The sequence below is a fragment of the Sphingomonas sp. S-NIH.Pt3_0716 genome (assembly GCF_003950715.1).
Lineage (GTDB): Bacteria > Pseudomonadota > Alphaproteobacteria > Sphingomonadales > Sphingomonadaceae > Sphingobium > Sphingobium yanoikuyae_A.
The window spans coordinates 1-24790 of sequence record NZ_QLJK01000036.1 but is presented as its reverse complement, the minus strand read 5'-3'; the positions used below and the strand labels follow the sequence as shown (position 1 = coordinate 24790).

The 24790-nt window shown below is 66.1% G+C and carries 21 protein-coding genes; 13 read left to right on the top strand and 8 right to left on the bottom strand.

Annotated features, from left to right (window positions below):
• Window positions 1-1071, top strand: a complete 1071-nt coding sequence (locus tag BRX37_RS22260; protein WP_125989520.1) for a phytase — start codon at window positions 1-3, stop codon at window positions 1069-1071.
• A gap of 37 nt (window positions 1072-1108) precedes the next feature.
• Here BRX37_RS22260 and BRX37_RS22255 read toward each other — a convergent pair whose 3' ends face one another.
• The 4 genes from BRX37_RS22255 to queF form a co-directional block, all read right to left on the bottom strand.
• Window positions 1109-1516 carry an NUDIX hydrolase gene (locus tag BRX37_RS22255; RefSeq protein WP_125989543.1) on the bottom strand — a complete coding sequence of 136 codons (408 nt, stop codon included), beginning with the start codon at window positions 1514-1516 and terminating at the stop codon, window positions 1109-1111.
• Window positions 1517-1565: 49 nt separating this feature from the next.
• Window positions 1566-4214 (bottom strand): M1 family metallopeptidase, encoded by a 2649-nt coding sequence (locus BRX37_RS22250; protein WP_125989518.1) that lies wholly within the window; start codon window positions 4212-4214, stop codon window positions 1566-1568.
• Between the two features lie 163 nt (window positions 4215-4377).
• Complete coding sequence (locus tag BRX37_RS22245; protein ID WP_125989516.1) at window positions 4378-4665, bottom strand: hypothetical protein; 288 nt, start codon at window positions 4663-4665, stop codon at window positions 4378-4380.
• 27 nt (window positions 4666-4692) lie between these two features.
• Window positions 4693-5145, bottom strand: a complete 453-nt coding sequence (queF, locus tag BRX37_RS22240; protein ID WP_125989514.1) for a preQ(1) synthase — start codon at window positions 5143-5145, stop codon at window positions 4693-4695.
• Window positions 5146-5254: 109 nt separating this feature from the next.
• Here queF and BRX37_RS22235 point away from each other — a divergent pair, with 109 nt between their 5' ends.
• The 6 genes from BRX37_RS22235 to BRX37_RS22210 all read left to right on the top strand — a co-directional run bounded on the left by BRX37_RS22235 (window position 5255) and on the right by BRX37_RS22210 (window position 11568).
• Entirely contained in the window at window positions 5255-6511 is a 1257-nt protein-coding gene (locus BRX37_RS22235) for a hypothetical protein (RefSeq protein WP_125989512.1), read from the top strand.
• A 66-nt stretch (window positions 6512-6577) separates the two neighbouring features.
• Window positions 6578-7426 carry a 3-mercaptopyruvate sulfurtransferase gene (sseA, locus tag BRX37_RS22230; RefSeq protein WP_017499054.1) on the top strand — a complete coding sequence of 283 codons (849 nt, stop codon included), beginning with the start codon at window positions 6578-6580 and terminating at the stop codon, window positions 7424-7426.
• Window positions 7423-8631 (top strand): cystathionine beta-lyase, encoded by a 1209-nt coding sequence (metC, locus tag BRX37_RS22225; RefSeq protein WP_125989510.1) that lies wholly within the window; start codon window positions 7423-7425, stop codon window positions 8629-8631. Before sseA ends, metC begins: the two co-directional genes overlap by 4 nt.
• Window positions 8628-9923: a mechanosensitive ion channel family protein gene (locus tag BRX37_RS22220; protein WP_125989508.1), complete on the top strand. Its 1296-nt coding sequence runs from the start codon at window positions 8628-8630 to the stop codon at window positions 9921-9923. Before metC ends, BRX37_RS22220 begins: the two co-directional genes overlap by 4 nt.
• Before the next feature lie 270 nt (window positions 9924-10193).
• Window positions 10194-10934 carry a TorF family putative porin gene (locus BRX37_RS22215; RefSeq protein ID WP_010336908.1) on the top strand — a complete coding sequence of 247 codons (741 nt, stop codon included), beginning with the start codon at window positions 10194-10196 and terminating at the stop codon, window positions 10932-10934.
• Between the two features lie 115 nt (window positions 10935-11049).
• Window positions 11050-11568 (top strand): sterol desaturase family protein, encoded by a 519-nt coding sequence (locus tag BRX37_RS22210; protein WP_125989506.1) that lies wholly within the window; start codon window positions 11050-11052, stop codon window positions 11566-11568.
• A 520-nt stretch (window positions 11569-12088) separates the two neighbouring features.
• Here BRX37_RS22210 and BRX37_RS22205 read toward each other — a convergent pair.
• Window positions 12089-12808, bottom strand: a complete 720-nt coding sequence (locus tag BRX37_RS22205) for a class I SAM-dependent methyltransferase (protein WP_125989504.1) — start codon at window positions 12806-12808, stop codon at window positions 12089-12091.
• Entirely contained in the window at window positions 12808-13935 is a 1128-nt protein-coding gene (gene prfB, locus BRX37_RS22200) for a peptide chain release factor 2 (RefSeq protein WP_004210053.1), read from the bottom strand. Before prfB ends, BRX37_RS22205 begins: the two co-directional genes overlap by 1 nt.
• A 227-nt stretch (window positions 13936-14162) precedes the next feature.
• Here prfB and BRX37_RS22195 point away from each other — a divergent pair, with 227 nt between their 5' ends.
• Window positions 14163-14597 (top strand): hypothetical protein, encoded by a 435-nt coding sequence (locus BRX37_RS22195; RefSeq protein ID WP_125989502.1) that lies wholly within the window; start codon window positions 14163-14165, stop codon window positions 14595-14597.
• Between the two features lie 33 nt (window positions 14598-14630).
• On the opposite strand, the gene BRX37_RS22190 is transcribed toward BRX37_RS22195, so the two are convergent.
• Window positions 14631-17165, bottom strand: coding sequence for a penicillin-binding protein 1A (locus tag BRX37_RS22190; protein WP_125989500.1), 2535 nt, complete (start codon window positions 17163-17165; stop codon window positions 14631-14633).
• Between the two features lie 136 nt (window positions 17166-17301).
• The gene (locus BRX37_RS22185) at window positions 17302-18582 is read right to left on the bottom strand and encodes an N-acetylmuramoyl-L-alanine amidase (protein ID WP_099234107.1); all 1281 of its coding nucleotides are present in this window, start codon (window positions 18580-18582) and stop codon (window positions 17302-17304) included.
• Between the two features lie 519 nt (window positions 18583-19101).
• Here BRX37_RS22185 and BRX37_RS22180 point away from each other — a divergent pair.
• The 5 genes from BRX37_RS22180 to rnpA form a co-directional block, all read left to right on the top strand.
• Entirely contained in the window at window positions 19102-21837 is a 2736-nt protein-coding gene (locus BRX37_RS22180; RefSeq protein ID WP_318276864.1) for a ribonuclease E/G, read from the top strand.
• Between the two features lie 149 nt (window positions 21838-21986).
• Window positions 21987-23333, top strand: coding sequence for a M48 family metalloprotease (locus BRX37_RS22175; RefSeq protein WP_125989539.1), 1347 nt, complete (start codon window positions 21987-21989; stop codon window positions 23331-23333).
• The gene (locus tag BRX37_RS22170; protein WP_169862883.1) at window positions 23330-24097 is read left to right on the top strand and encodes a DsbA family protein; all 768 of its coding nucleotides are present in this window, start codon (window positions 23330-23332) and stop codon (window positions 24095-24097) included. Before BRX37_RS22175 ends, BRX37_RS22170 begins: the two co-directional genes overlap by 4 nt.
• A gap of 170 nt (window positions 24098-24267) precedes the next feature.
• Entirely contained in the window at window positions 24268-24402 is a 135-nt protein-coding gene (gene rpmH, locus BRX37_RS22165; RefSeq protein ID WP_004210039.1) for a 50S ribosomal protein L34, read from the top strand.
• Between the two features lie 32 nt (window positions 24403-24434).
• Window positions 24435-24790, top strand: a 356-nt coding sequence (gene rnpA / locus BRX37_RS22160; protein ID WP_125989498.1) for a ribonuclease P protein component, incomplete at its 3' end; no start/stop codon positions are given.

Below are 24790 nucleotides of genomic sequence, written 5' to 3'. Positions count from 1 at the left end.
ATGAAGCCCTTAGCCCTGTCGTTCACCAGCCTGCTAGCGCTGGCCGCCTGCACCACCGCCGAAACGGAAGTGCCGGTCGAAGTGCGTATCGCCAATGCGACCCCGGCCGTGAATGTCACCGCACGCGGCGAAACCACCCCGGTCGGCACCCCCAATGCCGACGCGGCGGATGATCCGGCGATCTGGCGCAATGCCGCCAATCCGGCCGCGAGCCTGATCGTCGGCACCGACAAGAAGGCCGGCCTCTATGTCTATGGCCTGGACGGCAAGACCCGCGATTTCCTGGACGCGGGCCGGGTCAACAATGTCGACCTGCGCGATGGCGTCAGCGTCAATGGCCAGACCGGGATCCTGGTCGTGGCGTCGGACCGCAATGATGTGGCGAACGCCAAGCTCGCCCTGTTCCGCCTCGACAGCGTGACAGCGAAGTTGACAGCCCTGGGCAAGGTCGATGCCGGCAAGGGCGAGGCCTATGGCATCTGTCTGTACAAGGCGTCGGAGGCGACCTACGCTTTCATCGTGCTGAAAGACGGGACGATCAATCAGGTCGCGCTCGATGCGTCCGGCGCCACGCCGACCGGCAATATCGTCCGCAGCATGAAGCTTGGCACCCAGTCGGAAGGCTGCGCCGTGGATGACCGCACCGGCATCCTCTATGTCGCGGAGGAAGATGTCGGCCTGTGGCGCTTCGACGCGCGCGCATCTGGCGCCACCACGCCCACCAAGATCGCGGCGGCCGACGGCAAGAATCTGGTCATGGATGCCGAAGGTGTCGCCATCGCCGCGATTGGCGAGAAGGACGGCTATGTCCTCGTCTCCAGCCAGGGCGACAATGCCTATGTCGCCTATCGCCTGTCCGACGACGCCTATGTCGGTCGCTTCCGCGTCGTCGATGGCGCGATTGGCGGGTCGGAGGAGACCGACGGCATCGAGCTGATGCTGGGCGATTTCGGCCCGGCCTATCCCGGTGGGCTGTTCATCGCACAGGATGGCCATAACGCGGCGGCGGCGCAGAATTTCAAGCTGGTCGCCTGGGATGACATCGCCAGGGCATTGGGCCTGCCGAACTGACCGAAACCAGAAAGGGCGGCCGCGATGCCGCCCTTCCTTATTGTCGCGCCTGCAAGGCGGCCAGCGCCGCCCGTGTCGACAGGGTCAGCGGCTGCGGCAGCGCATCCAGCGCAAACCAGCCACATGCCGCCAGCGCTTCGGGTTCCATCACCACCGGCTCGCCCTGCGCATCCTCGACCAAATAGACCGGCGCCACCCAATGCGTGCCGCGTTCCGCATCGATCTGATCCGTCAGGCACAGCAATTCATGCGCCCTGATCGTCAGGCCCAGTTCCTCGAAAATCTCGCGCTCGGTGGCGGCGGCCATGGTTTCCAGCAGGTCGACCTTGCCGCCCGGCAGGCCCCAATGGCCCGCTTCCGGTTCGCGCCGACGCTGCACCAGCAGCAAGCTGCCATCGCGCAGGATCGCCGCGCCGCATCCGACCCGCGGTTCCGTCTGATTCATCATGTCCCTATCTGGAAAGGGCGGCGGATCGCTCCGCCGCCCCATGCCCTTATTTCTTCGCCGCGAACCAGGCCGCGGTCGGCGCCTTCAGGCGGCTGCGCGTCTCGATCCGGGTCTTGATCGCGGCGATCGAGCGGTCGACCACCTTGCGCGATTCCGGCGTCAGATACTGGGTCGCATAGGCGTCCAGCTTGGTCACCATCGCCGGGTCGGCCGATCCGCCGCCCAGACGGGCCAGCGCCTGACTGCGGGCCGACACGTCGATCAGCGCCTCATATTGCGCCTTGTGCGCCAGCACATAGTCGACCGCCAACATCGGATGGGCGACGCCCACCTGGCCGATGATCGCCGCGCTGGTGGTCTTGCCCGGCTCATCGGTTAGGGCGAGATCCAGAGCCTGCTGCCCCAGCTTCTCGTCCTTCGCCTTGCCGAGCAGCGCGTAGAGCGTGCTCTTTTCAAGGTCGCTCTGCGCGCCCTTGGCCATGACGCGCAGCTTGTCCCAGGTCGCCTGGTCGGCATTCTGGGCAATGATGCCCAGCCACACATTGCGCAGCGGCCCGTCGAGCGCGGCCGGGTTGGTCGCCAGCGCGGCGAAGCGGCGGTCGGCCTCGGCCACCACGCCCTTGTCGCCCATGCTGCCCAGCGTCGCGACCAGGCTGGTGCGCAGCACCGGCACCTGCGGCCCTTCGCCGGCCTTGGCATCATAGCCGATGGCCGTCAGCGCCGGGGTCAGCTTGGCCGAGGCATAGGCCGCGACCTTCGCCTGGGCAGCGGCGTCGCCCTCCAGCATGTCATAGCTGCTCTTCAAATAGCTGGGCACTTCGGCCAGCACCGCCGGGCTGCCATTGACCGGCACGGCGTCGACCAGGTCGAGCGCCAGACCGATCGGCTGGTATCCGCCCAGCGCCAGCTGGAAATTGTCCGCCATCAGGCCGGTCTGGTCCATGCTGGACAGCTGGCTGAAGCCCTTGGCCAGCGCCTGGATATTGGCGGCGGGATAGAGCGAGCGATAATAGCCGGTCTGGCCCGCATTGATGACATAGGCGCCGCAACCCGGCAGCGTGATCTGGCCATTGCCCTGCAGGATCAGGCGCTGCGCCTCGCCGCCCTGCACCTGCGCCTTCACCGGCACATTCCATTTGAGCGGCGTCTTGTCCTTGGCGTCGCGGCTATATTCGCCCTGGCTCAGCGTCAGGATGGTGTTGCCGCCCTGGCACTGGGCGTTCTCCACCTTGACCAGCGGGATGCCCGGCTGGCTGGTGAAATCATGCGCGATGCTGACCAGGCCCTTGGCGCCCGCGCCCTCGACCGCCTTCCACAGATCGTCGGTGACGGTGTTCCCATAGGCGTGGCTCTTCATGTAGGACTGGATGCCCGCCTTCCACGCATCCTCGCCGGCATAGCCCTCGAGCATGGTGATGACGGCTTCACCCTTCTGATAGGTGATGGCGTCGAACGCCTGGTTCACCTGGTCGACGGTGGTGATCTTCTGCACGACCGGGTGGGTGGTCTTGAGCGCGTCGAGGCTCATCGCCCGCTCGCGGCCATCGACGCGCGACAGCAGGGCTTCCCATTCCGGGTTCAGCTTGTCGGTGACCTTGGTCGCCATCCAGCTCGCAAAACCCTCGTTCAGCCAGAGATCGTCCCACCAGGCCATGGTGACGAGATCGCCGAACCACTGATGCGCCATTTCATGCGCGGCCACTTCATAGATGGCGCGCTTGGTCTCTTCGGAGGTGAAGCGCGGATCGACCAGCAGGGTGCGCTCGAAGGTGAAGATCGCGCCCCAATTCTCCATCGCGCTGAAGAACTGGCTCTGGCCGGGGCCCGCGACGTTGTCGAGCTTGGGCAGCGGGAAGGGTACGCCGAAATAATCGTTATAATAAGGCAGGATCGCCGCCGACGCATCGAGCGCCAGCTGCGCCTTGCCGGTATTGCCCCGGCCGGTGATGACGCCGACTTCGGTATTGCCCGCCATCTTGGTCGCGCGATCCAGTTCGCCTAGGCCAAAGAAGAGCAGATAGGACGACATTTTCGGGCTGGTGCCAAACGTCACCAGCTTCTTGCCACCGCCGATGTCCTTGGTCGCCTTGACCGGCATGTTGCCGACCGCCAGCTGGTCCGCCGGGACCACGGCGGAAAGGTCGAACGTCGCCTTGTAGCTCGGCTCGTCGAAGCTCGGCACGAAACGGCGGGCGTCGGGCGCCTCGAACTGGGTGAAGAGCGCGCGCTTCGCGGCGCCCGCATTGTCGGTATAGTCGAGCGCGAACAGGCCGTTCGCCTGTTGGTTGATGATGCCGGCATAGACCATGGTCAGCTTGTAGCTGCCCGGCTGCACCGGCTTGCCGAAGTCAAGGCTGACGGTCTGGGCATCGGCATCCACCTTGGCGGTGCCGGTGATCGCCTTGCCCTTGGCCGGGGTCAGGGTGACGCTTGAGACGGTCAGGTCGGCCGCGTTCAGCACCAGCGCCGGCATGGCCGTGGCGACAGTGACATCGATCGTCACCTTGCCGGTGAATTTGAGGTTCGCCGCATCGGGCGTCACCTCGATCGCATAATGGCTGGGCGCGGCGCCACGGGGCAGCTGGGTGGTGACGCCGGCGGCGGGGCCGGCAGGCGCGGTCTGGGCCAGCGCGGGCGCGGCGATCGCCAGCGGCGCGGCCGCCATCAGGAACGGCAGGATTTTCGACAAGGGCATGGGGGAAGGCACTCCGATACGGCTTGGATGGCGCAATGAGACATAGTCACGCGCAACATGCAAACCGGATCGGCCCTTTCCCGCGGGGGGTCAAGTGAACTATCCGCAAGAGAATGTCGTTGGTCGAAGCCTGTTGTGCGTTCGTCCAACAAGGGCAGAGTGGCTATCGGACGAAAAGCCTTCCGTCTCGCTGGGCGATGAGCGAGCGATCGCCGTTATCGCGCACGTGCCGCAATGCCGCCTTCCAGCAAGCCGGATTGCTATTAATTTGGCGCTCAAGCCAGCGCCGCCAGATGGGATCAGTCAAGGCGATGGCATAGGCTTCGTCTATGCCGCATGCTTCGCGCAGGCGAATTTCCTTGATCAGCAAATGCCAGCGCGAACCGTCGGACGGGTCCAGTTCCGCCCGACGATTACGATAGAAAGCCATGAGGCTTGCGGCATCCTGCATGATCGGCGCAGCCTATGGATCAGATATTCAGCCGCGGCCGCGATAGCCCGGCACGTCCTGCGGCGGCAGCCACAGGCCGGCGGGCGGCTCGCCCGACTGCCAGAAGACGTCGATCGGGATGCCGCCGCGCGGATACCAATAGCCGCCGATGCGCAGCCAGATCGGCTGCATTTCGATGAACAGCCGCTCACCGATGCCGACGGTGCAATCCTCGTGGAAGCCGGCATGGTTGCGGAAGCTGCCCAGGAACAGCTTGAGCGCCTTGGATTCGACGATGGTCGCGCCAGGCGCATAGTCGATCACCAGATGGGCGAAGTCCGGCTGGCCGGTCACCGGGCAGAGCGAGGTGAATTCGGGCGCCGTGAAGCGCACCAGATAGGGCTTGCCCGGACGGGGATTGGGGACATAGTCGAGGACGGCGTCCTCGGGCCGCTGCGGCAGGGTGCTGGCGCGGCCGAGATGGAGCGGGGTATCGGTCATGAGGGCGCATGTAGTCGATTACACGCAATTTGTCATCGGTCCGGCGCGCAAGGCCATCCGTTCATCTGGCGTTCAGCAAAATTTCTGCCTTGGCAGGGCCATGGGGTCTATGCGTTTCTTCCTTCCCGCCCTGCCGCTGCTGGCAGTCACGCCTGCGCTGGCACAACAAGCCACCGGCAGCGATCCGGTCGTCAATCTGCAGCGCGCCGCGCCGCCGCCGCCGGCCGATGACCCGCGCCGTCAAGGCCCGGAACTCGACGTATTCCGGGGCACGGCAACGCCGACCCCGACGCCCACTCCGTCGCTGCCGCCGATCGTCGCGCCCACGGTGACGCCGGCGCCGACCCAACGCGCGCCCGCGACCCCCCCTGCCCCTGCTTCGCAGCGCCCGGCACCGACGCCAGCGCCGACGCGCACCGAAACACCGCGCACGACGCCCGCCCCTACCCCGGCCGAACGCCCGGCCGCGCGCGACGCCACGCCGGCACAGCCCAGCCCGGCGCCCGCATTGGCGGAACCGGACAATGCCGCCAATGCGGTGGAAACGCCGCCACCGGCCGCCCTGTCCGCGCCCGAGCCGGTCACGGCCGACAACAGCGTCACCACTGCCGAACCCGCGCCGGCAAGCGAAGCGCAGGGGCTGAGCTGGCCCTGGATCGCCGCTGCCATCGCCGCGCTGGCGGTGATCGCCGGCTTCCTGCTGATGCGGCGCCGTCGTGCGGCGGAGGACGTCGACGCCGCGCCGGCGAGCGCGCCGCCCCCGCCTGCTCCGGCGCCTGCTCCCGCGCCCACGCCAGCACCCGCCCCCGAACCCGTAGCATCGGCGCCGGCCAGCGACGCCGGCGACCGCCCCTGGATCGACCTCGGCCTCGACATCAGCCTCGCCCGCTCCTCGCTGATCGGTGTGACCATCGGCTACACGCTGCTGCTCCATAATCGCGGCGATCGCCCGGCCCGCGACATCATGGTGCGCGGCATATTGGGCAATGCGGGTGCGCAGCAGGATGCGTTGCTGCGCCATTTCTTCGGTGGCGAGACCGGCATGCCGCTGCATTCGATCGTCTCGATCGCGCCGGGCGAAACCGTGCGCATGACCAACGAGCTGCGCCTGGCCCAGGACGAGATCGTGCCGGTGACGATGGGCGAGCGGTCGCTACTGGTGCCGATCGCCGCCTTCGACGCCCATTATCGCTGGGGCGAGGATGAGGAAGCGCCCGAAGGCACCGGCCGCACCGGCCGCGCCTTCATCGTCGGCCAGGAACAGGATCCGCCCGCCGAACGCCTGTCGCCCTTCCGCCTCGACCAGGGGCCGCGCCAATTTCGCCGGCCGGCCGCCCGCGCCGCCGCCGAAGTGCCGCCGGCCTGAGCATTTCCCTTTCCTGTCCGGCCAGGCGCTCCTAAAGTGCCTGTCGGACAAGGCAAAAGGGGCCGCATGGACATTCTCGTTTCCACCGACTGGCTGGCCGGCGAAATCGGCAAGCCCGATCTCGTCATTCTCGACGCCAGCCTGTTCCTGCCCGGCACGCCGCGCGACCCGCGCGCCGAGTTCGACGCGGCCCATATCCCCGGCGCCGCCTATATGGACCTGCCGAGCCTCAGCGATCCCGCCGATCCGGTACCGGGCCAGTTGCCGCCCGACGCGCTGATGACGCAGCGCATGCAGGCGCTGGGCGTCAACGCCGACAGCCGCATCGTCGTCTATGACAATAGCCCGACCCACAGCGCGGCGCGCGGCTGGTGGATGATGCGCGTCTATGGCCTGGGCGCATCGGCTGCGATCCTGGACGGCGGCCTGCCCAAATGGGTCGCCGAAGGCCGCCAGGTCGACAGCGGCACGCCCGCCATCGCGCCGGGCAACGCCGTCGCCCGGCTCGACCGCACACAGGTCCGTAGCAAGGCGGACATCCTCGCCAATCTCGACAGCGGCACCGCGCAACTGCTCGACGCGCGCGGCGCGGGGCGCTTCACCGGCGCCGAGGCCGAACCGCGCCCCGGCATGGCGTCGGGCCATATTCCCGGCAGCCGCAACATCCCCTCCTCCGCCTTCTTCACCGCCGACAACAGCCTGAAGCAGGGCGAGGAACTGCGCCAGCTGCTGCTCGATGCCGGCACCGATCTCGACCGGCCGATCATCACCACCTGCGGCAGCGGCGTGACTGCGGCGATCATCCTTGCAGCGCTCGAAACACTCGGGAAGAATGACGTCAGCCTCTATGACGGCAGCTGGTCGGAATGGGGGTTCGACCCCGCCACGCCCAAGGCGACCGGACCGGCCGCATGAGCGAAGACAGCAGAAGGCCGCTGACCAAGCTGGCGCAGGCCGGGCGCCGCGCCGACTGGACCGGCATGGCGGGGCAACCCGGCGCGATCGTCAGTCCGGGCGTGTGGCGCGCCTCGACCATCCTCTATGACGATGTCGCCCATCTTCGGAAGGCGGCCGGCAGCAGCACGCATGAGCGGCTCTTCTACGGGCGCAAGGGCACACCGACCAGCTGGAGCCTGGCCGACGCGCTGACCGAAATGGAGCCGGGCGCGGAGGGCACGATGCTCTTCCCCTCGGGCGTGGCGGCGATCGCCTGCGCGCTGATGGCGGTGCTGCGGCCGGGCGACCAGTTGCTGATGGTCGACAGCGCCTATGACCCGACCCGCAATTTCTGCGAGCAGGTGCTGAAACCCTTCGGCGTCGAGACGCTCTATTATGATCCGACCATCGGCGCCGGCATCGCCGAGCTGCTGACCGATCGCACCCGCGCCATCTTCCTGGAATGCCCCGGCAGCCTGACCTTCGAGGTGCAGGACGTGCCGGCGATCACTGCCATCGCACGCGATCGCGGCATCACCACCCTGCTCGACAATACCTGGGCAACGCCGCTCTTCTTCCCGGCGCTGGCCCATGGCGTCGATATTTCGATCCTCGCCTGCACCAAATATATTGTCGGCCATAGCGACGTGATGATGGGGTCGATCACCGCCGCCGCGGCGCTGTTCTCGAAGGTCCGCCAGTCCGCCTATCTGTTCGGCCAGATGACCAGCCCCGACGATGCCTGGCTCGCCAGCCGCGGCCTGCGGACCTTGGGCGTCCGCCTGGCCCAGCATCAGGCGAGCGCACTCACGATCGCGCAGTGGCTGGCCGAGCAGCCCGATGTCGCCCGCGTGCTGCACCCGGCGCTACCCGACTGCCCCGGCCATGAATTGTGGGCGCGCGATTTCAGCGGCTCGACCGGCCTGTTCAGCTTCGTGCTGCAGGGCGGCGACGAGGCGGCCCGTGCTGCGCTGATCGACGGGCTCGCCCATTTCGGTATCGGCTATAGCTGGGGCGGGTTCGAGAGCCTGGCCCTGCCGGTCGATCCGGCCCGCTATCGCACCGCCACCACTTGGCAGGCGGAAGGCCCGGTCATCCGGCTGCAGATCGGGCTGGAGGATCCCGCCGACCTGATCGCCGACCTTGACGCCGGTCTCGCCCGCTTCCGGGCGGCACGCGGATGACGCAGCTGTCCGCATGGCTGGCCCGGCTGCCGGGCAATGCGGACATCACCCAGCCGCTGATCGCGGTCGGCATCGCGCTGCTGCTCCATGCCATGGCCTATGGCCTGGCGCGGCTGCTGGCCCCGCGCATCCGCGAGCGCCTGCCTGCCCTCAGCGAACTGGCATCCACCCATGTCCGCCCGATGCTGCGCCATGCGATCAGCGCGCCGCTGTTCGCGACGGCACTGGCGCTGTGGCCGGCGGACAGCATCGCCCATCTGATCCTGGGCGCCGCGCTCGCCCTCGCCGTCGCCCTGTTCGCGCTGCATCTGCTGCAGGCGCTCAGCTTCCCGCGCTGGGCGATTACCCCGCTCGCCCTGCTGCTGTTCGTCATGGTGATATCGGGCAGCAGCGGCGGCATCGCGCCGGTCGGGTCGATGCTCGATGATGTCGCGCTGACGCTGGGCAAGCGGCGCATCAGCCTGCTCGACCTATTGTCGGTTGCGGCGACATTGGTCGCGCTGCTTGCCGGCATACGCCTTGCCAACCGGCTGATCCGGCGCAGCATCCAGAAGGCGCCCGATCTCGACCCGACCCAGAAGTTGCTGGGCCAGAAGCTGGCCGGCATCGCCGTCATCATCGCCGCCTTCTTCATCGGCATCGACATATTGGGCATCGACCTCACCGCCTTCACCGTCTTTTCCGGGGCGCTGGGCCTGGCGGTCGGCTTCGGCCTGCAGAAGACGGTGGGCAATCTGATCGCCGGCATCATCCTGCTGATGGACCGGTCGATCAAGCCGGGTGACGTGATCGCGGTCGGCGACAGTTTCGGCTGGGTCAGCAAGATCGGCGTGCGCGCCGTGTCGATCATCACTCGCGACGGCAAGAAGCATCTCATCCCCAACGAAAATCTGATGACGCAGGAGGTGGAGAACTGGTCCTATTCCGACCGCAATATCCGCGTCCGCATCCCGGTGGGGATCAGCAATGACAGCGACATCGCGCTGGCCCAGCAACTGATGCTGGAAGCGGCCGAGGAAAGCCCGCGCGCGCTCAAGCATCCCGAGCCCAAGGTATGGCTGACCGCGCTCGGCCAATATCGGCTGGAGCATGAGATCCGCGTCTGGATCAACGATCCGGAAAATGGCGTGGGCGGGGTGACATCCGACGTGCTGATGCGGGTGCTGGACAAGTTCAAGGCACAGGGCATCATCGTCCCCTATCCGCGCCAGATCATCGAATTGCGGCAGCCGCAGGACAGACATGATCCAGCAATGAATAAGCCCGACATTTCGGATCATTCCCCGTCCTGAGCGACCGCAACCGCGCGCGAATACCCGATAAATCACGCTTTATCATGCAGATACGCCGGACATCCGGCGAACGCGGCCGCGCGCCTTGTTGCGTCGTAGCAACAATAAAAGACATAAAAGACATGAAACAGCAATAATATCTTGTGCGCCGCAGCGCGCGCAGGCATGGCCAAACTTGTTGAGGCAAGCTGGCCCACTTCCCCTGGGGAAGCATAGAGGCAGGCGCCTGGACGCAGGCGGGACGATCGCAGAACCATCAAGGGGATTATCATGCGTAAGTCCATTCTCGGCCTCTCGGCCTTCGCTCTTGTTGCGCTGTCGGCACCCGCCATGGCCCAGGATGAGCCCGCTCCCGCGGTGACCGTCACCGGCAATGCCGCCGTCGTCAGCGACTATCGCTTCCGTGGCATCTCGCAGACCAACAAGAAGTTCGCGCTGCAGGGCGGCATCACCGTCACCCATGAATCGGGCTTCTATGTCTCGACCTGGGGCAGTTCGATCGACGAATATGTCGCCAACGGCTCGGACCAGGAACTCGACCTGATCGGCGGCTATTCGACCACGGTCGGCGGCGCGACGATCGACGTCGGCGTCCTCTATTATTACTATCCGGGCAATGCCGGTGCGAACACCGACTTCGTCGAGCCCTATGCCTCGATCAAGGGCACGTTCGGCCCCGCCACCGCCAAGCTGACCGCTAACTACGCCCCCAAGGCGAAGGCGCTGACCGTCGGCAATGGCAAGGAAGACAATCTCTACCTCGCCGGCGACGTCTCGGCCTCGATCCCCAACACCCCGCTGGGCGTGTCGGCGCATCTGGGCCACAGCTTCGGCCCGAGCTACCTGACCATCGGCAAGGAATATACCGACTGGAATATCGGCGCGACCTACACCTGGGGCCACCTGACCTTCGGCGTATCCTATGTCGACACCGACAAGTCGCTTTATTCGTCGGCAGGCCACAATATCAGCAAGGCCGGCGTGGTCGGTTCGCTCACCGCTTCCTTCTGATCCGCTTTCCCTTCGGGGATGAACAGGGCCGCGCTCTCCAGGGGGGATCGCGGCCCTTTCCTATATGCGGTCTTTACGGGTCGCCTTGGCCCGCGCCGCTGCCTATAAGGCGCCGATGCCTCCGATCGCCCTCCTGCTGCTCTTCGTCGTCACGATCGCGCTGATGGAGGGCTTTGCCTATGTGATGCACCGCTGGGTGATGCATGGGCTGGGCTGGTTCCTCCATGCCAGCCACCACCGCCCCCGCACCGGCTTCTTCGAGGCCAACGACCTCTATTTCGTGATCTTCGCCATGCCCTCCATCCTGCTGTTGCTGGGCGGGGTGCAATGGGGCTGGGGCAACTGGGCGACGGCCGTGGGCGCCGGCGTCGCCGCCTATGGCGCCATCTACCTGGGCTTCCACGACATCATCGTCCACCAGCGGGTGCGCCACCGCTATGTCGCCCGCTCGCGCTACATGAAGCGGATCGTCCAGGCGCATCGGCTGCACCATGCGGTCGAAACCAAGGAAGGGACCGTCAGCTTCGGCTTCCTGATCGCGCCCCATCCCACGGACCTGAAACGCGAACTGGCGCGACGCGGCCGGGCCGGCGTGCGCGCGGCCAGGGATTGGCAGCCCGGCACGCGGGACTAGATCCGCGCGATATGGGTGGTAAGGGGACATTCTACCCCTCTCCCTTGAGGGAGAGGGCTGCGCAGACTTGGCAGCTTGCTGCCTAGTCGTAGCTGGGTGAGGGGGATGCCGCCTCGCATGAATGGAGCAACATAGCCCCCCTCATCCAACTTCGCCTAGCCGCTATGCGGCAAGGCTTCGTATCCTTCTCCCTCCAAGGGAGAAGGAACGGGGGAAAATGGTCGTCAGCCGCCCTTTCCTATTCGGTCATTCTCTGCTCCACCCTTGTCCATGGACGAAAGTGCCCGCCAATCCATGCGCGACATCCCGCCAATGGCTGGCCGACGCCTGACTGGCGCGCCCTTGTCGCGTCACTGTCGCTTCGGGCGCGCATCAGCGACGCGTCGCGTTCTGCTCGACTGTCGCGTTACAGGCGCGCCACCGGCGCGCGGCAGGCGCAAATAGGGTGAATCACCCCGATAAGGGTGTGAACTTCGGCGGATATGAAACTGTCGCGTCGCGAACCGGACTGGGCAGGCCCCTATCCGCGCAGCGCGCAGGGGACGATGCTGGACGGATCGGGGCGGGCGGTGCTGCGACGGAAACGGGCCATATAGCCACCGGCGGTTGGCTTGGCGATCATCTCCTCCAGCCGGAAGCCCATCGCCGCCAGTTCGCAGGTGAGCAGGCGCCGGGGCGTGGCATGCTGGTCGGTCGGCCGATCCGCATCAACCACGATCAGTTCGCCATCGGCCTTCAGCGCGGGGCTGAGGTGCCAGAGGAACGCATAGGGTTCGGCGATCTCATGATACATATGGACCATGAAGATGCGGTCGAAGCTGTTTTCAGGCAGCTTGGGATCTTCCGGCGCGCCCAGCTTCACGCTTACATTGGTCCAGTTTTCGCGGGTGATGCGACGGCTGAGCGCATCGATCACCTCGGGCAATATATCCTCGGCCAGCACCCGGCCCCTGGCGCCGACGCGCTTGGCCAGGCGCACGGTGTAATAGCCCTCGCCCGCGCCGATATCGGCAATGGTCATGCCCGGCCGGATACCGGCCCGGTCCATGATATCCTCCGCCTCATTGACCCGGTCGCGCGCTTCTTCGCTCGACCAGCGGGTCGACACGATCGGCGCCACCGGCCGGTCGGCGCGGGGGAAGGACGCGGCACCGGCCGCGCGTTCCGATTGATTGCCGCCTGCCAGCGGCCCGCAGGCTGCCAGCAGGAGCAACGGCCCCGCCAGCACCATGCGGATCATCAGTCGACATCCTCCACATCGACCTTCTCGCCCGTGACCTTCTGCGACAGGGCAGCGGCCATGAACGGATCGAGCGCGCCATCGAGCACATCGTCCGGGGCGGTCGAGGTGACGCCAGTGCGCAGATCCTTCACCAGCTGATAGGGCTGGAGTACATAGGAGCGGATCTGGTGGCCCCAGCCAATCTCGGTCTTGGCGGCATAGTCGGTCGATGCCGCTTCCTCGCGCTTGCGCAGTTCCGCTTCATAGAGGCGCGCCTTCAGCATGTTCATCGCGGTGGCGCGGTTCTTGTGCTGCGAACGGTCATTCTGCGACGCCACGATGATGCCCGAGGGCACGTGGGTAATGCGGACCGCGGAGTCGGTGGTGTTGACGTGCTGGCCGCCCGCACCCGAGGCGCGATAGGTATCGATCTTGAGGTCGGATTCCTTGACCTCGATATCGATATTGTCGTCGATCACCGGATAGACCCAGACCGACGAGAAGCTGGTGTGGCGGCGCGCCGCGCTGTCATAGGGGCTGATGCGGACGAGGCGGTGGACGCCGCTTTCGGTCTTGGCATAGCCATAGGCATTCTCGCCCTTGATGAGGAAGGTGGCCGACTTGATGCCGGCGGTTTCGCCCGCCTGATAGTCGACCAGTTCCACCTTATAGCCGCGCCGTTCGGCCCAGCGGCGATACATGCGGCTGAGAATTTCGGCCCAGTCTTGGCTTTCGGTGCCGCCGGCGCCGGCGTGGATTTCCAGATAGGTGTCGCTGGCATCGGCCTCGCCCGCCAGCAGCGCCTTGATCTTGTCCTCGTCGGCGCGCTCGGCCAGCGCCTTCAGCGCGGCGATGGCTTCGGAGACCATATCCTCATCGCCTTCGGCCTCGGCCATTTCGATGAGTTCGGCATTGTCGGTCTTTTCCGCCTCGATCGCGCGGGTGGCGCCGATTGCGCTGTCAAGACGGGTGCGCTCGCGCATCACCTCCTGCGCCAGCTTGGCATTGTCCCACAGGGTCGGATCCTCGACGCGGGCATTCAGCTCGTCCAGCCGGCGCAGCGCACGGTCCCAGTCGAGGAAGCGGCGCAGCAGGTCCAGCGCGGCGTCGATACGGTCGATATATTGCTGCGCTTCGGCGCGCATGGGAGGTCTCCAGAATCTCGTGGCGTCCAGCGTCAGCTACCCGAACGCATCAAACGCCTGCCCCTATCCCAGGCCGGGCTTTTTGGGAAGATCAATCCGCCGGAGGGCGGGCGCGGCAACGGTCCGAAATCTGCCGGACATAATGGCATCTTAGCCCGATGGCGCAGACCGCCCCACGCGAGGGCGGCGCATCAAGGGGGAAAACCTTTTCGATGAAAGGCGATCCCATGAACCCGACCACCCCCATGCCGGCGACGCACAGCCCGGCCACCCTCTATATCCTGCTCGACGCCGTGCGTTGCTGGGCAGCGGCGCGACGCCGACACCGGCCGGCGATGGCCCAGTTGCACCTGCGGCTGCGGCGCTATGGCTGCGAACAACTATCCCCGGCGCTCGACAGCCTGTTGCGGCTGGGCGAGCAGGTGACCGGCCATGGCTTGCGCACCGGCCGGGGACCGCGGCTGAGCGAAGACGAGAATCTGCTGATCGACCTGTTGCAGGCGCGCTGGAGTGGCCCCGTTCCCTATGCCTGCAGCGACGCGATCGCCTGCGCCTTCTGCTATGCTGTGCGATCAACCCAGATATTGCTGGCGCAGGCGCTGGAGGGCCGGCGCGGCGCCACCAGCCTGTCGATCCGCGACGCCAATCCGCGCCACTGCTGAGGATAAGAGGGCGGGCGCCGACGCGCCCGTCCCTCAATAGATACCGCCCTGGTCCTGCAGGAAGTCGGCGTCGTTGCGCTGGCGAGTGCGGACGGCATCCGCCTTGGCCGCGACCTTGGCCTGGGCCTCTGCTTCCTCCTTGCGGATGGTGCGGCGCGGTTCGGATTCGGGCTTGAACGCTTCCCAGATGACCGCCGGCTTGGGCTCGTCGGTCGGCCAGGCGCCATAGACGCGCTTGCCCGAGCGACGGTCGATCGCGACCATGCGGATGCCCGCCGGGGCGATGAACGGCGTCTTGGGCATGGTCTCCAGGATCGGAGCCATCGCCTCCTTCCAGATCGGCGCGGCGATGCGGCCGCCCTGTGCCCAGCCGCCAAGACTCCGCGGCTGGTCGTAACCGATATAGACGCCGGCGACGAGGTCGGGCGAGCCGCCGACGAACCAGACATTGGTCGGGCCATTGGTGGTGCCGGTCTTGCCGAACAGCGGGCGCTTGAGGTCCGCCAGCACGGTCGCGGTGCCGCGCTGGATCACGCCCTCGGTAATGTGGACGACCTGATAGGCGGTCATCGGGTTCATCACCTGACGCCCCTCGAACCCGAAGCGCGGCATCGGCTTGCCGTCCCAATTGGCCATGTTGCAATTGTCACAGGGATGCCAGCGTTCGGGCCAGATCACCTTGCCGCGCCGATCCTGGACATAGTCCATCAGCTTGGGCGCGAATTGGCGCCCCTGATTGGCGAGCGTGGCATAGGCGTTGACCATGCGCTCCACCGTCGTCTCGCCCGCGCCCAGCGCGAAGGAGAGATAGGGCTGATAGTCGCCGATGCCCATATTCTTGATGGTGCGCACGACCCGGTCCATGCCGGTCTGGCTGGCGGCGCGCACGGTCATCAGGTTGCGCGATTGTTCGACGCCCCAGCGCATCGTCTGCGGCCCGGCACTGCCGCCCGAGAAGTTGCGGAAGCATTTCTGGCCAAGGCCGGCGCCCTGATAGACGCACAAGGGGCCATCGACGATGATCGAGGCCGGCGTCATGCCATTGTCGAGCGCGGCGGCATAGACGAAGGGCTTGATCGTCGAGCCGGGCTGGCGCTGGGCCTGGGTCGCGCGGTTGTAGGAAGAAAGGCGATAGTCGAAGCCGCCCTGCATCGCGCGGATGCGGCCCGAATGCACTTCCTCCACCACCATGCCGCCCGACACTTCGGGAATATTGCGCAGCGCCCAGCTGGCGCCGTCGCGGGCGACGATGATCAGGTCGCCCGGCTTCATCGCCGAGATGGCAGGGCCGCCGGTACGGCGATAGGGCAGCTGCGCCAGGCTGGCGGGCAGGGTGCCGGTGGTGCCGTCGGCAAAGCCGATCTGCGCGCCACTGCTGTCGCGGCTGATGACGGCGGCGACGCGCCAGCCGGCATAATCGACGCTGATGAAGCTGGCGGCCAGTTCGCGTTCCCAGCCCTTGTCGGGGTCGATATGACCGACCGGGCCGGACCAGCCGCGGCCGGCGCCAAAGCGCAACAGGCCGTTACGCAGCGCGGTCTGGGTATGGTCCTGCGCCACCGGATCATAGGGGCTGCGCACCCACAGGCCGCCGGCATAGACGCTGTTGGGGCCATCCTCCGCCTTTTCGCCGAACTGCTGGATCAGGCGACGACGCACCTCCTCCATATAATAGCCGCCGGCATTGGCGTCGAAGCTGGAGCCATGGGCGGCAACGGTGCCGAGCGGCAGGGCGATGGCGGCGTCGCGCTGGGCCGCGCTGATCCAGCCATTTTTCTCCATCTCGCCCAGCGCCCAGTTGCGACGATCGATCGCGCGGGCATGGCCGGTAGTGCTTTCCGGGCGATAATTGGCCGGCCCCTTGGGCAGGATCGCCAGATAGGCCATTTCATGCAGCTGGAGATCGGCGACGTCCTTGTCGAAATAGGCGCGCGCCGCCGCCTGCACGCCATAGGCGTTCCGGCCGAGGAAAATCTGGTTGAGATAGAGTTCGAGGATCTGCTGCTTGGTCAGGACATTTTCCATGCGCCAAGCGAGGATCATCTCCTTCACCTTGCGGGTGGGCGAATATTCATCGCCGATCAGAAGATTCTTCGCCACCTGCTGGGTGATGGTGGAGCCGCCACGGGCGCGCTGGCCCGAGCCGAGCTTGCTGGCATAGTCGAACACCGCGCCGGCAAAACCGGGAATATCGACGCCATGATGTTCGAAGAAGGTCTTGTCCTCCGCCGCCAGATAGGCGTGGATCAGCTGCTGAGGATAATCGCTATATTGCAGCTGGACCCGGCGCTCGCGCGCATAGCTGTGGACCGGCTGGCCATTGATGTCGCGCACCATGGTCGGCAGCGGCGGCTCATATTCCAGCAGCGTCGCCGCGTCGGGCAGACCGCGCGCGAAGATCAGCCAGAACAGGAAGATGGCGAGCAGGAAGCCGCCGAGCAGGATCGCGGCCCAGCGGAACAAGCGGCGCTGCCACAAGGGCTTCAACCGGTCGGCAATGCCCCCGGCGCCACGGCGCAGGCGATAGGCGAAGGACGATGCGGGCGGATTGGAACGGGCCTCTTCCATGGTGGAAGAGGCTCTAGAGCCTGATCGCCTGAGATGGAAGCGCTTTGCGTTTCCATCGATGGCGTGAATCAGGCTCTACATCCTGACTCCCGGTCAAAAGTCCTTCAATACCAGCACCGATGCGCGGATAGGCGCGTCAGCCGCCCGACCGGCCGCTGCCCATGGCGAGCTTGCGCGCGAAATGGACGTCGATGGCGCGGGCGACGCCGCGCGCGATCGCCTGCTGCCCCTCATGCGAGGAGAGGAAAAGGGCATCATCCGCATTGCTGATATAGCCGGTCTCGAACAGGACCGAGGGCGTGTCAGGGGCCTTCAGCACCATCAGCGAGGCGAAGCGGTGATAGGCGCTGCGGAACGGCACATAGGGTGCCGCCTCACGCTGCAGCAGCCGCGCGAAATTGGCCGAGATGTTCATCGATTCCCGCTGCGTCAGATCGATGAGGATCGAGGAGACGTCGCCCGACTGGTTGCCGAGGTTGACGCCGTTGAGCACGTCGGCCTTGTTCTCGCGCGCGGCGAGCCGGGCCGCCTCCCGGTCCGACGCGGTTTCGGAGAGGGTGTAGACGGTGGCGCCATGGGCATCGGCATTTTCCGCCGAATCGGCATGGACCGAGATGAAGAGATCGGCGCCCAGCTTGCGGGCGATGCCATAGCGTTCCTGCAGCACAAGGAAGCGGTCATCGTCGCGGGTCAGGGCCACGCGCACCCGGCCGGACTTGACCAGCTGGTCCCGGATCGCCTGCGCGATCGCCAGCGTCACATCCTTTTCGCGCTTGCCATTATCCTTGTTGATGGCGCCCGGATCATGACCGCCATGGCCGGCATCAATCACCACCAGCGGGCGCGATCCGTCGCGCACGCCCTCGATCGCGGGCAGATCGACGCCGCGTGCGACCGGCGGGATCGGCACGGTAATCGAATGAATGCGCTTTTGCGGCCGGGCGCTCATATTGGCGGGCGCGTCGAAGCGCAGCCGCCCCTGCCCCACGGCCGTGCGGAACCGGCCATCGGTCACATTCTGGAGCGAGAAGCTGAGCGACTTGCCGTCAGCCGCGATCTGCGGATCGCCCAGCGTCGCCGGCGTCGTCAGGTCGAGCACGATGCGCGCCATGGTGTCGCTGAGCTGGCCCTGGCGAATGCCACTGACCGCTGCATTGGAACCGGCATAGCGGCTGGCACCGGCCTGCGCACCGGCGACATCCAGCGCGATGCGGCGCGGCCCGTCGAGCAGGAAGGCGGACGCGCCCTCCACCCGATCGTCGAACCGAACGGTGACGCGGTCGCCCTGCACATCCACGGCCGCGATGCCGCCGGCATCGCCGGGGGTCGCGGCCAGCATCGTCGTTGCCAGCGCAATTATGTTGAGCATGCGCCGCTTGTGCAACGCGCGCCCATCGGCCGTCCAGCCCATTTTCATGACGTCTATCCGTCCAGCGTCCCCACGCTGAATTTCGGATTAAGCATCGGCTGTTGTGACGGGGTAAAATGAAACGGTTAATATCGGTTTCAGCATGAATCGCCGACCGGCCGATCAAGGTCATCATAAAGACATAATCTTTTCAGGGACCGTTGCTCCCCGCGTCCATGACTGCTACCCCTTCACATTCCGGGAGGACCGACCATATCAATAAGGTCCTTTGCGGATCTTGATTATTTGCATCGGCGCGCGCCTGTCGCTCGAGCCGATGCGCAACAGGTTGACGCTGCATGAGGCATGACTTTCCTTCCACGCTGGCCCCGATACCGGGTGCTGTGGCGTGGATGGTCCGGCCCGGCGCACTGTCCGGCCCTGCCGACGCAGCAGACACGCAATTCTTCCTTCAAACCTGGACGATGCCGCCTCGCGCGCCGAACCCGGCGCGCGCACGGCCGTCCCATCACTATCGCGTGGCGGCCCGGCCCAGTGCCTGCGGCCGCCATCGCCGGAGACACATAAATGACAATGCGTATGCTGATCGATGCGCGCCACCGGGAAGAAACCCGGGTCGCGGTCGTCAAGGGAAACCGGATCGAGGAATTTGACTTCGAATCCGCTGAGCACAAGCAGCTCAAGGGCAATATCTATCTCGCCAAGGTCACCCGCGTAGAGCCTTCGCTCCAGGCGGCCTTCGTCGATTATGGTGGCAATCGCCACGGCTTCCTCGCTTTCAGCGAAATCCATCCCGACTATTACCAGATTCCGCGCGAAGACCGCGAGGCGTTGCTGCGCGAGGAACGCGCGCATGCCGAGGAAGAGGCCGCGCTGCGCGCCGATTATGACGAGGATGAGGACGCCGCCGGCGACGATGGCGTCGAGGTCGTGGAAGCGACCCATCATGACGATGAGGAAGGCGCCCACGAAGCCGAAGCCAGCGAAGGCGAAAGCAACGAAGGCGGCCGCCCGAACCGGCGCAAGCGCGAAAAGGGCGACGACGCGGCCGACGAGCTGCGCCGCAAGCGCATGGCGCTGCGCCGCCGCTACAAGATCCAGGACGTCATCAAGCGCCGCCAGGTGCTGCTGGTGCAGGTCGTCAAGGAAGAGCGCGGCAACAAGGGCGCGGCGCTGACCACCTATTTGTCGCTGGCCGGTCGCTATTGCGTGCTGATGCCCAACACCAGCCATGGTGGCGGCATTTCGCGCAAGATCAGCAATGCGGCCGACCGCAAGCGGCTGAAGTCGATCATCGCCGAAATGGCGCTGCCTTCGTCGATGGGTTGCATCGTCCGCACCGCCGGCCTGCAGCGCACCAAGCCCGAGATCAAGCGCGACTTCGACTATCTCGCCCGGCTGTGGGACGAGATTCGCGAGAAGACGCTGCGCGCCGCCGCGCCCGAGCTGATCCATAACGACAGCGACCTCATCAAGCGGGCGATCCGCGATATCTACAACAAGGATATCGAGGAAGTGATCGTCGAGGGCGAGCATGGCTACAAGGCCGCCAAGGACTTCATGAAGCTGCTGATGCCGAGCCATGCCCGGCGCGTGAAGCAATATGCGGACGCGGTATCGCTGTTCCAGCGCGCCAGCGTCGAGGACCAGCTGGCGGCGATGTACAACCCCGTCGTGCAGCTCAAGTCCGGCGGCTATCTGGTCATCAACCCGACCGAAGCTCTGGTGTCGATCGACATCAATTCGGGCCGGTCGACCCGCGAGCATGGCATCGAGCAGACCGCCGTCGCCACCAATCTGGAAGCCGCGCGCGAAATCGCCCGCCAGCTGCGCCTGCGCGACATGGCAGGCCTGGTCGTCATCGACTTCATCGACATGGAGATGAACTCCAACATCCGCAAGGTCGAGAAGGCGATGAAGGAGGCGCTGAAGGACGATCGCGCCCGCATCCAGGTCGGCCGCATTTCGGGCTTTGGCCTGATGGAAATGAGCCGCCAGCGCCTGCGCACCGGCGTGCTGGAAGCATCGACCCGCCAGTGCCCGCATTGCGAAGGCACGGGCCTGGTCCGCACCGCATCGTCGGCGGGCCTTGGCGCGCTGCGCATGCTGGAGGAAGAGGCCGCTCGCGGTCGTGGCAGCGTCATCACCCTGCGCGCCAGCCAGGAAGCCGCCTTCTACGTCCTCAACAACAAGCGTCGCGAATTGGACGAGATCGAACAGCGCTATGGCGTGCGCATCGTCGTTCTGCCCGATGGCGAGATCGAGGGCGCCCGCATGTCGGTCGAGCCCAGCGGTCCGCGCCCCGAACGCGTCGTCACCTATGCCCCGCTCGCGGAGGAAGAGGATGACCTCGACGTGATCGAGGACGAGGAAGAGGAAGAGATCGAGGAGGAAGCCGCCCCCGAACGCCAGGAGCGTGGCGAGCGCGGTGACCGGGGCGAGGAACGGGAAGGCGGTCGCCGCCGTCGCCGCCGTCGCCGTCGCCGTGGTGGCCAGCGCGATGATGCGCAGGGCGAGACCGGCGAAGACAATGGCGCCGAAGACGGTGAGGAAGGCGAGGAATCGGCTGACGTCGAGACCGATGCCGAGGCTGTTGCCGCCGAACCGGCCGCCGAAGGCGAGGATGAAGGCGGCAGCCGCCGTCGTGGTCGCCGCGGTCGCCGTGGCGGTCGTCGCCGTCGCGAAGGTGGCGAAGCGGGTGCCGAAGCCGGTGAGACCGCTGGCGAGGACGGCGCTGAGACGGTGATCGAAGCCGAAGCGGCCGCGCCTGTCGAGGAAGCTCCGGTTGCCGATGCAGCGCCGGAAGAAGCTCCGGCCGAGGAAGCACCCAAGACGCGCCGTCGCCCCCGTGCCCGCAAGGCGAAGGACGCGGCGGCCGAGCCGGCTGCCGTCGAAGCGACCGAGGCCCCGGCCGAAGTCGTTGCCGAAGCGCCCGCCGCCGAGCCGGTCGTCGAGGAAGCGGCCGAAAAGCCCAAGCCCAAGCGCACCCGCAAGAAGAAGGCGGATGTCGAGGCCGAAGCCGCTGCTGCCGCCGAAGCGCCCGCCGTCGAGGTGGTTGCCGAGGAAGCGGCCGAAAAGCCCAAGCCCAAGCGCACCCGCAAGAAGAAGGTCGAACCGGTCGCCGAGGAAGCTGCCGTCGAGGCCGCGCCGGCCGTGACCGAGGCCGCTGCAGCGCCGGCCGAGGCACCGGCTGCGGCTGCACCGGCCAGCGAAGCCGTCACTGCCGACCCCGCCACAGAGGCGGAGAGCGACGAGAATGGCGAACCGCGCCGTGGCTGGTGGCAGCGCACCTTCGGCCAATAAGGCAGAAGTTCAGACCTGAATGAAACACGCCGTCATCCAGCCCCAGGGGTCGGATGGCGGCGTTTTTCGTGGCTTCACTTGATGTTCAGGGCGAGAAGGGCATAAATCGGGCCAATGCCTGTTCCCCTTCCCCATCAAGGCTTTGCATGATGACGCGGTGGCTGCGCCTGACGGCGCTCCTGCTGGGGTCGCTGATGCTGATGGCGCGGCCGGCGCTGGCCCAGAGCATATTGCGCGATGCCGAGACCGAAGCCTTCATGGCGGACATGTCGGGCGATCTGGTCGAGGCGGCGGGCATGCAGCCGCGCAATGTCCAGGTAATGGTGATCAATGATCCGGAGATCAACGCCTTCGTCGCGGGCGGCCAATATGTCTGGGTGCATAGCGGGCTGATCGCGCAGGCCGACAATGTGAACCAGTTGCAGGGCGTGGTCGCGCATGAACTGGGCCATATCGAGGGCGGCCATGTCATCCGCACCGACGGCATCAAGGAGGCGACCAGCATCACCTTGCTGAGCCTGGTGCTGGGTGCGGCGGCGATCGCGGCAGGCGGCGCGGAGGCCGGCATGGGCATCATGGGCCTGGGCCAGCAGGTCGGCATGTCCAAATATCTGGCTTTCTCGCGCGCGCAGGAAAGCTCCGCCGACCTTGCCGGCGCGCGCTATCTGAGCGCCGCGCATCTGAGCGGCAAGGGCAGCCTGGAATTCTTCAAGAAGCTGCAGAATCAGGAATATCGCCTCGCGATTCCGCAGGAAAATAGTTACGGCCGCACCCATCCGCTGTCGGGCGAGCGCATCAATGTGCTGCGCGAGGTCTATACGGTCGATCCGGCCTGGGACACGCCACCCAATCCCCAGTTGGAAGCGCGGTTCGAGCGGATCAAGGCGAAGCTGATCGGCTTCGTATCGGAGCCGCAGCAGACGCTGCTCAAATATCCCGAGAGCGACCGGTCGATCCCGGCCCATTATGCGCGCGCCTATGCCTGGCATAAGAGCGCATATCCCGAGAAGGCGCTGAGCGAGGCGGACGCGCTGCTGACGGCGGCGCCGCATGATCCCTATTTCCTGGAGCTGAAGGGCCAGATCCTGCTGGAGAGCGGGCGGCCTGGCGAGGCGATTCCACCGCTGCGCGAGGCCGTCGCCAAAACGCAGCAGCCGCTGATCGCGGTATTGCTGGGCCATGCCCTGATCGCGACCGAGGATGAGAAAAATTATGCCGAGGCAGAGACCGTGCTGCGCAATGCGATCGCGCGAGACCGCGAAAATCCCTTCGCCTGGTATCAACTGGGCGTCGTCTACGAGCATCGCGGCGACACGCCGCGCGCCGCGCTGGCCAGTGCCGAGCGCTTTTCGATGATCGGGCAGGACAGTATGGCGCTGCGCAGTGCGGACGCGGCGATGCAGGGTTTGAAGCCCGGAACGGTTGACTATCTGCGGGCGCAGGATATCGCGATGGTCTCGCGGGCTGCCGTCGAGCAGAAGCGGAAGAGAAGATGACAGATCAGACCCGGCCCAGCTTTCGTGCGGCCCTATCCAACAGGAAAATGCAGATGACCCTGGGCGCCCTCGCCTTGATCGCTGGCGCCGCCGGCACCGCCCTTGCCGTACAGGCGCCCGGCAGCGTCTCCACCGGCGACAAGGCCGCGATCGAAAAGATCGTCCACGACTATATCCTGGAGCATCCCGAGATCATCCCGCAGGCGATCGAGAAGCTGCAGGCCAAGCGGATGGAAGGCACGATCGACGCGAATCGCCAGACGATCGAAACGCCCTATGCCGGCGCATGGGAAGGCGCGGCCAATGCCGATGTCACCGTGGTCGAGTTTTTCGACTATGCCTGCGGCTATTGCCGCGCCTCGCTGCCCGACCTTGCCAAGCTGGTCGGCGCCGATGCCAAGGTGAAGATCGTCTATCGCGAACTGCCGATCCTGTCGGAGGAAAGCTCCGACGCGGCCAAGGTGTCGCTGCTGGCGGCCGAGCGCAATCGCTACATGGTCTATCACAAGGCGCTCTATGGCGCTGGCAAGGTGACCCGCGAATCGATTATCGGCGCCGCCACCCAGGCCGGAATCACCAAGGCCGATGCCGAAGCGGCGATGGCGTCGAGCAAATATGATGCCGAGCTGCAGTCGAACATCGCCCTGGCTCAGAAGCTCCAGGCGAGCGGCACGCCGACCTTCGTCATCGGCAACCAGGTGCTGAACGGCGCGGTCGGCTATGATTCGCTCAAGGACGCGGTGACGAGCGCCCGCGGGAAGTAAGCCCGAGAGCGGTTCGGGCGGGACAAGCAGGGGTTTGCGGGGAAGCGCGGCGCAGCGCCATTGACTTCTCCGCCCCATTTCCCTATCGGACGGCCCCTGACTTGCGGTCGCCCCGTGTGGCGGCCCTTTTTTGTCATACCTGATTCTCTAGTTTGTTTGAGGAATGAACGATGAAGCGCACTTTTCAGCCGAGCAATCTGGTTCGGAAGCGCCGTCACGGTTTTCGCGCTCGCATGGCGACCCCCGGTGGCCGCAACATCATGCGCGCCCGTCGTGCCCGCGGCCGCAAGAGCCTGAGCGCCTGAGCGACCTGACGCCGCCGGCCGCGCCTGCCATCATGGGCAAGCGCGCGGATTTCCTGGCGGCGAATCGGGGCCGACGCGCGCCCATGCCGGGATTCGTCCTGCTGGTGCGTGAGCGCGGCGATGGCGATCCGGCGATGCGTATCGGCATCACGGTGACCAAGAAGATAGGCGGCGCTGTCATCCGCAATCGGATGAAGCGCCGTTTTCGCGTCCTGGCACGCGAACTGCTGCCTGTGCATGGTGTGGCTGGTGCCGACCATGTGCTGATCGGCCGTGCCGAAGGCGTGGAGCGCGACTTCGCGCTGCTGCGCAGCGAACTGGAAAAGGCGCTGGGCAAGATATTGACCCGGCCCGAAGGCCAGGGCGAGGTCGATATCATGCCCAGCGC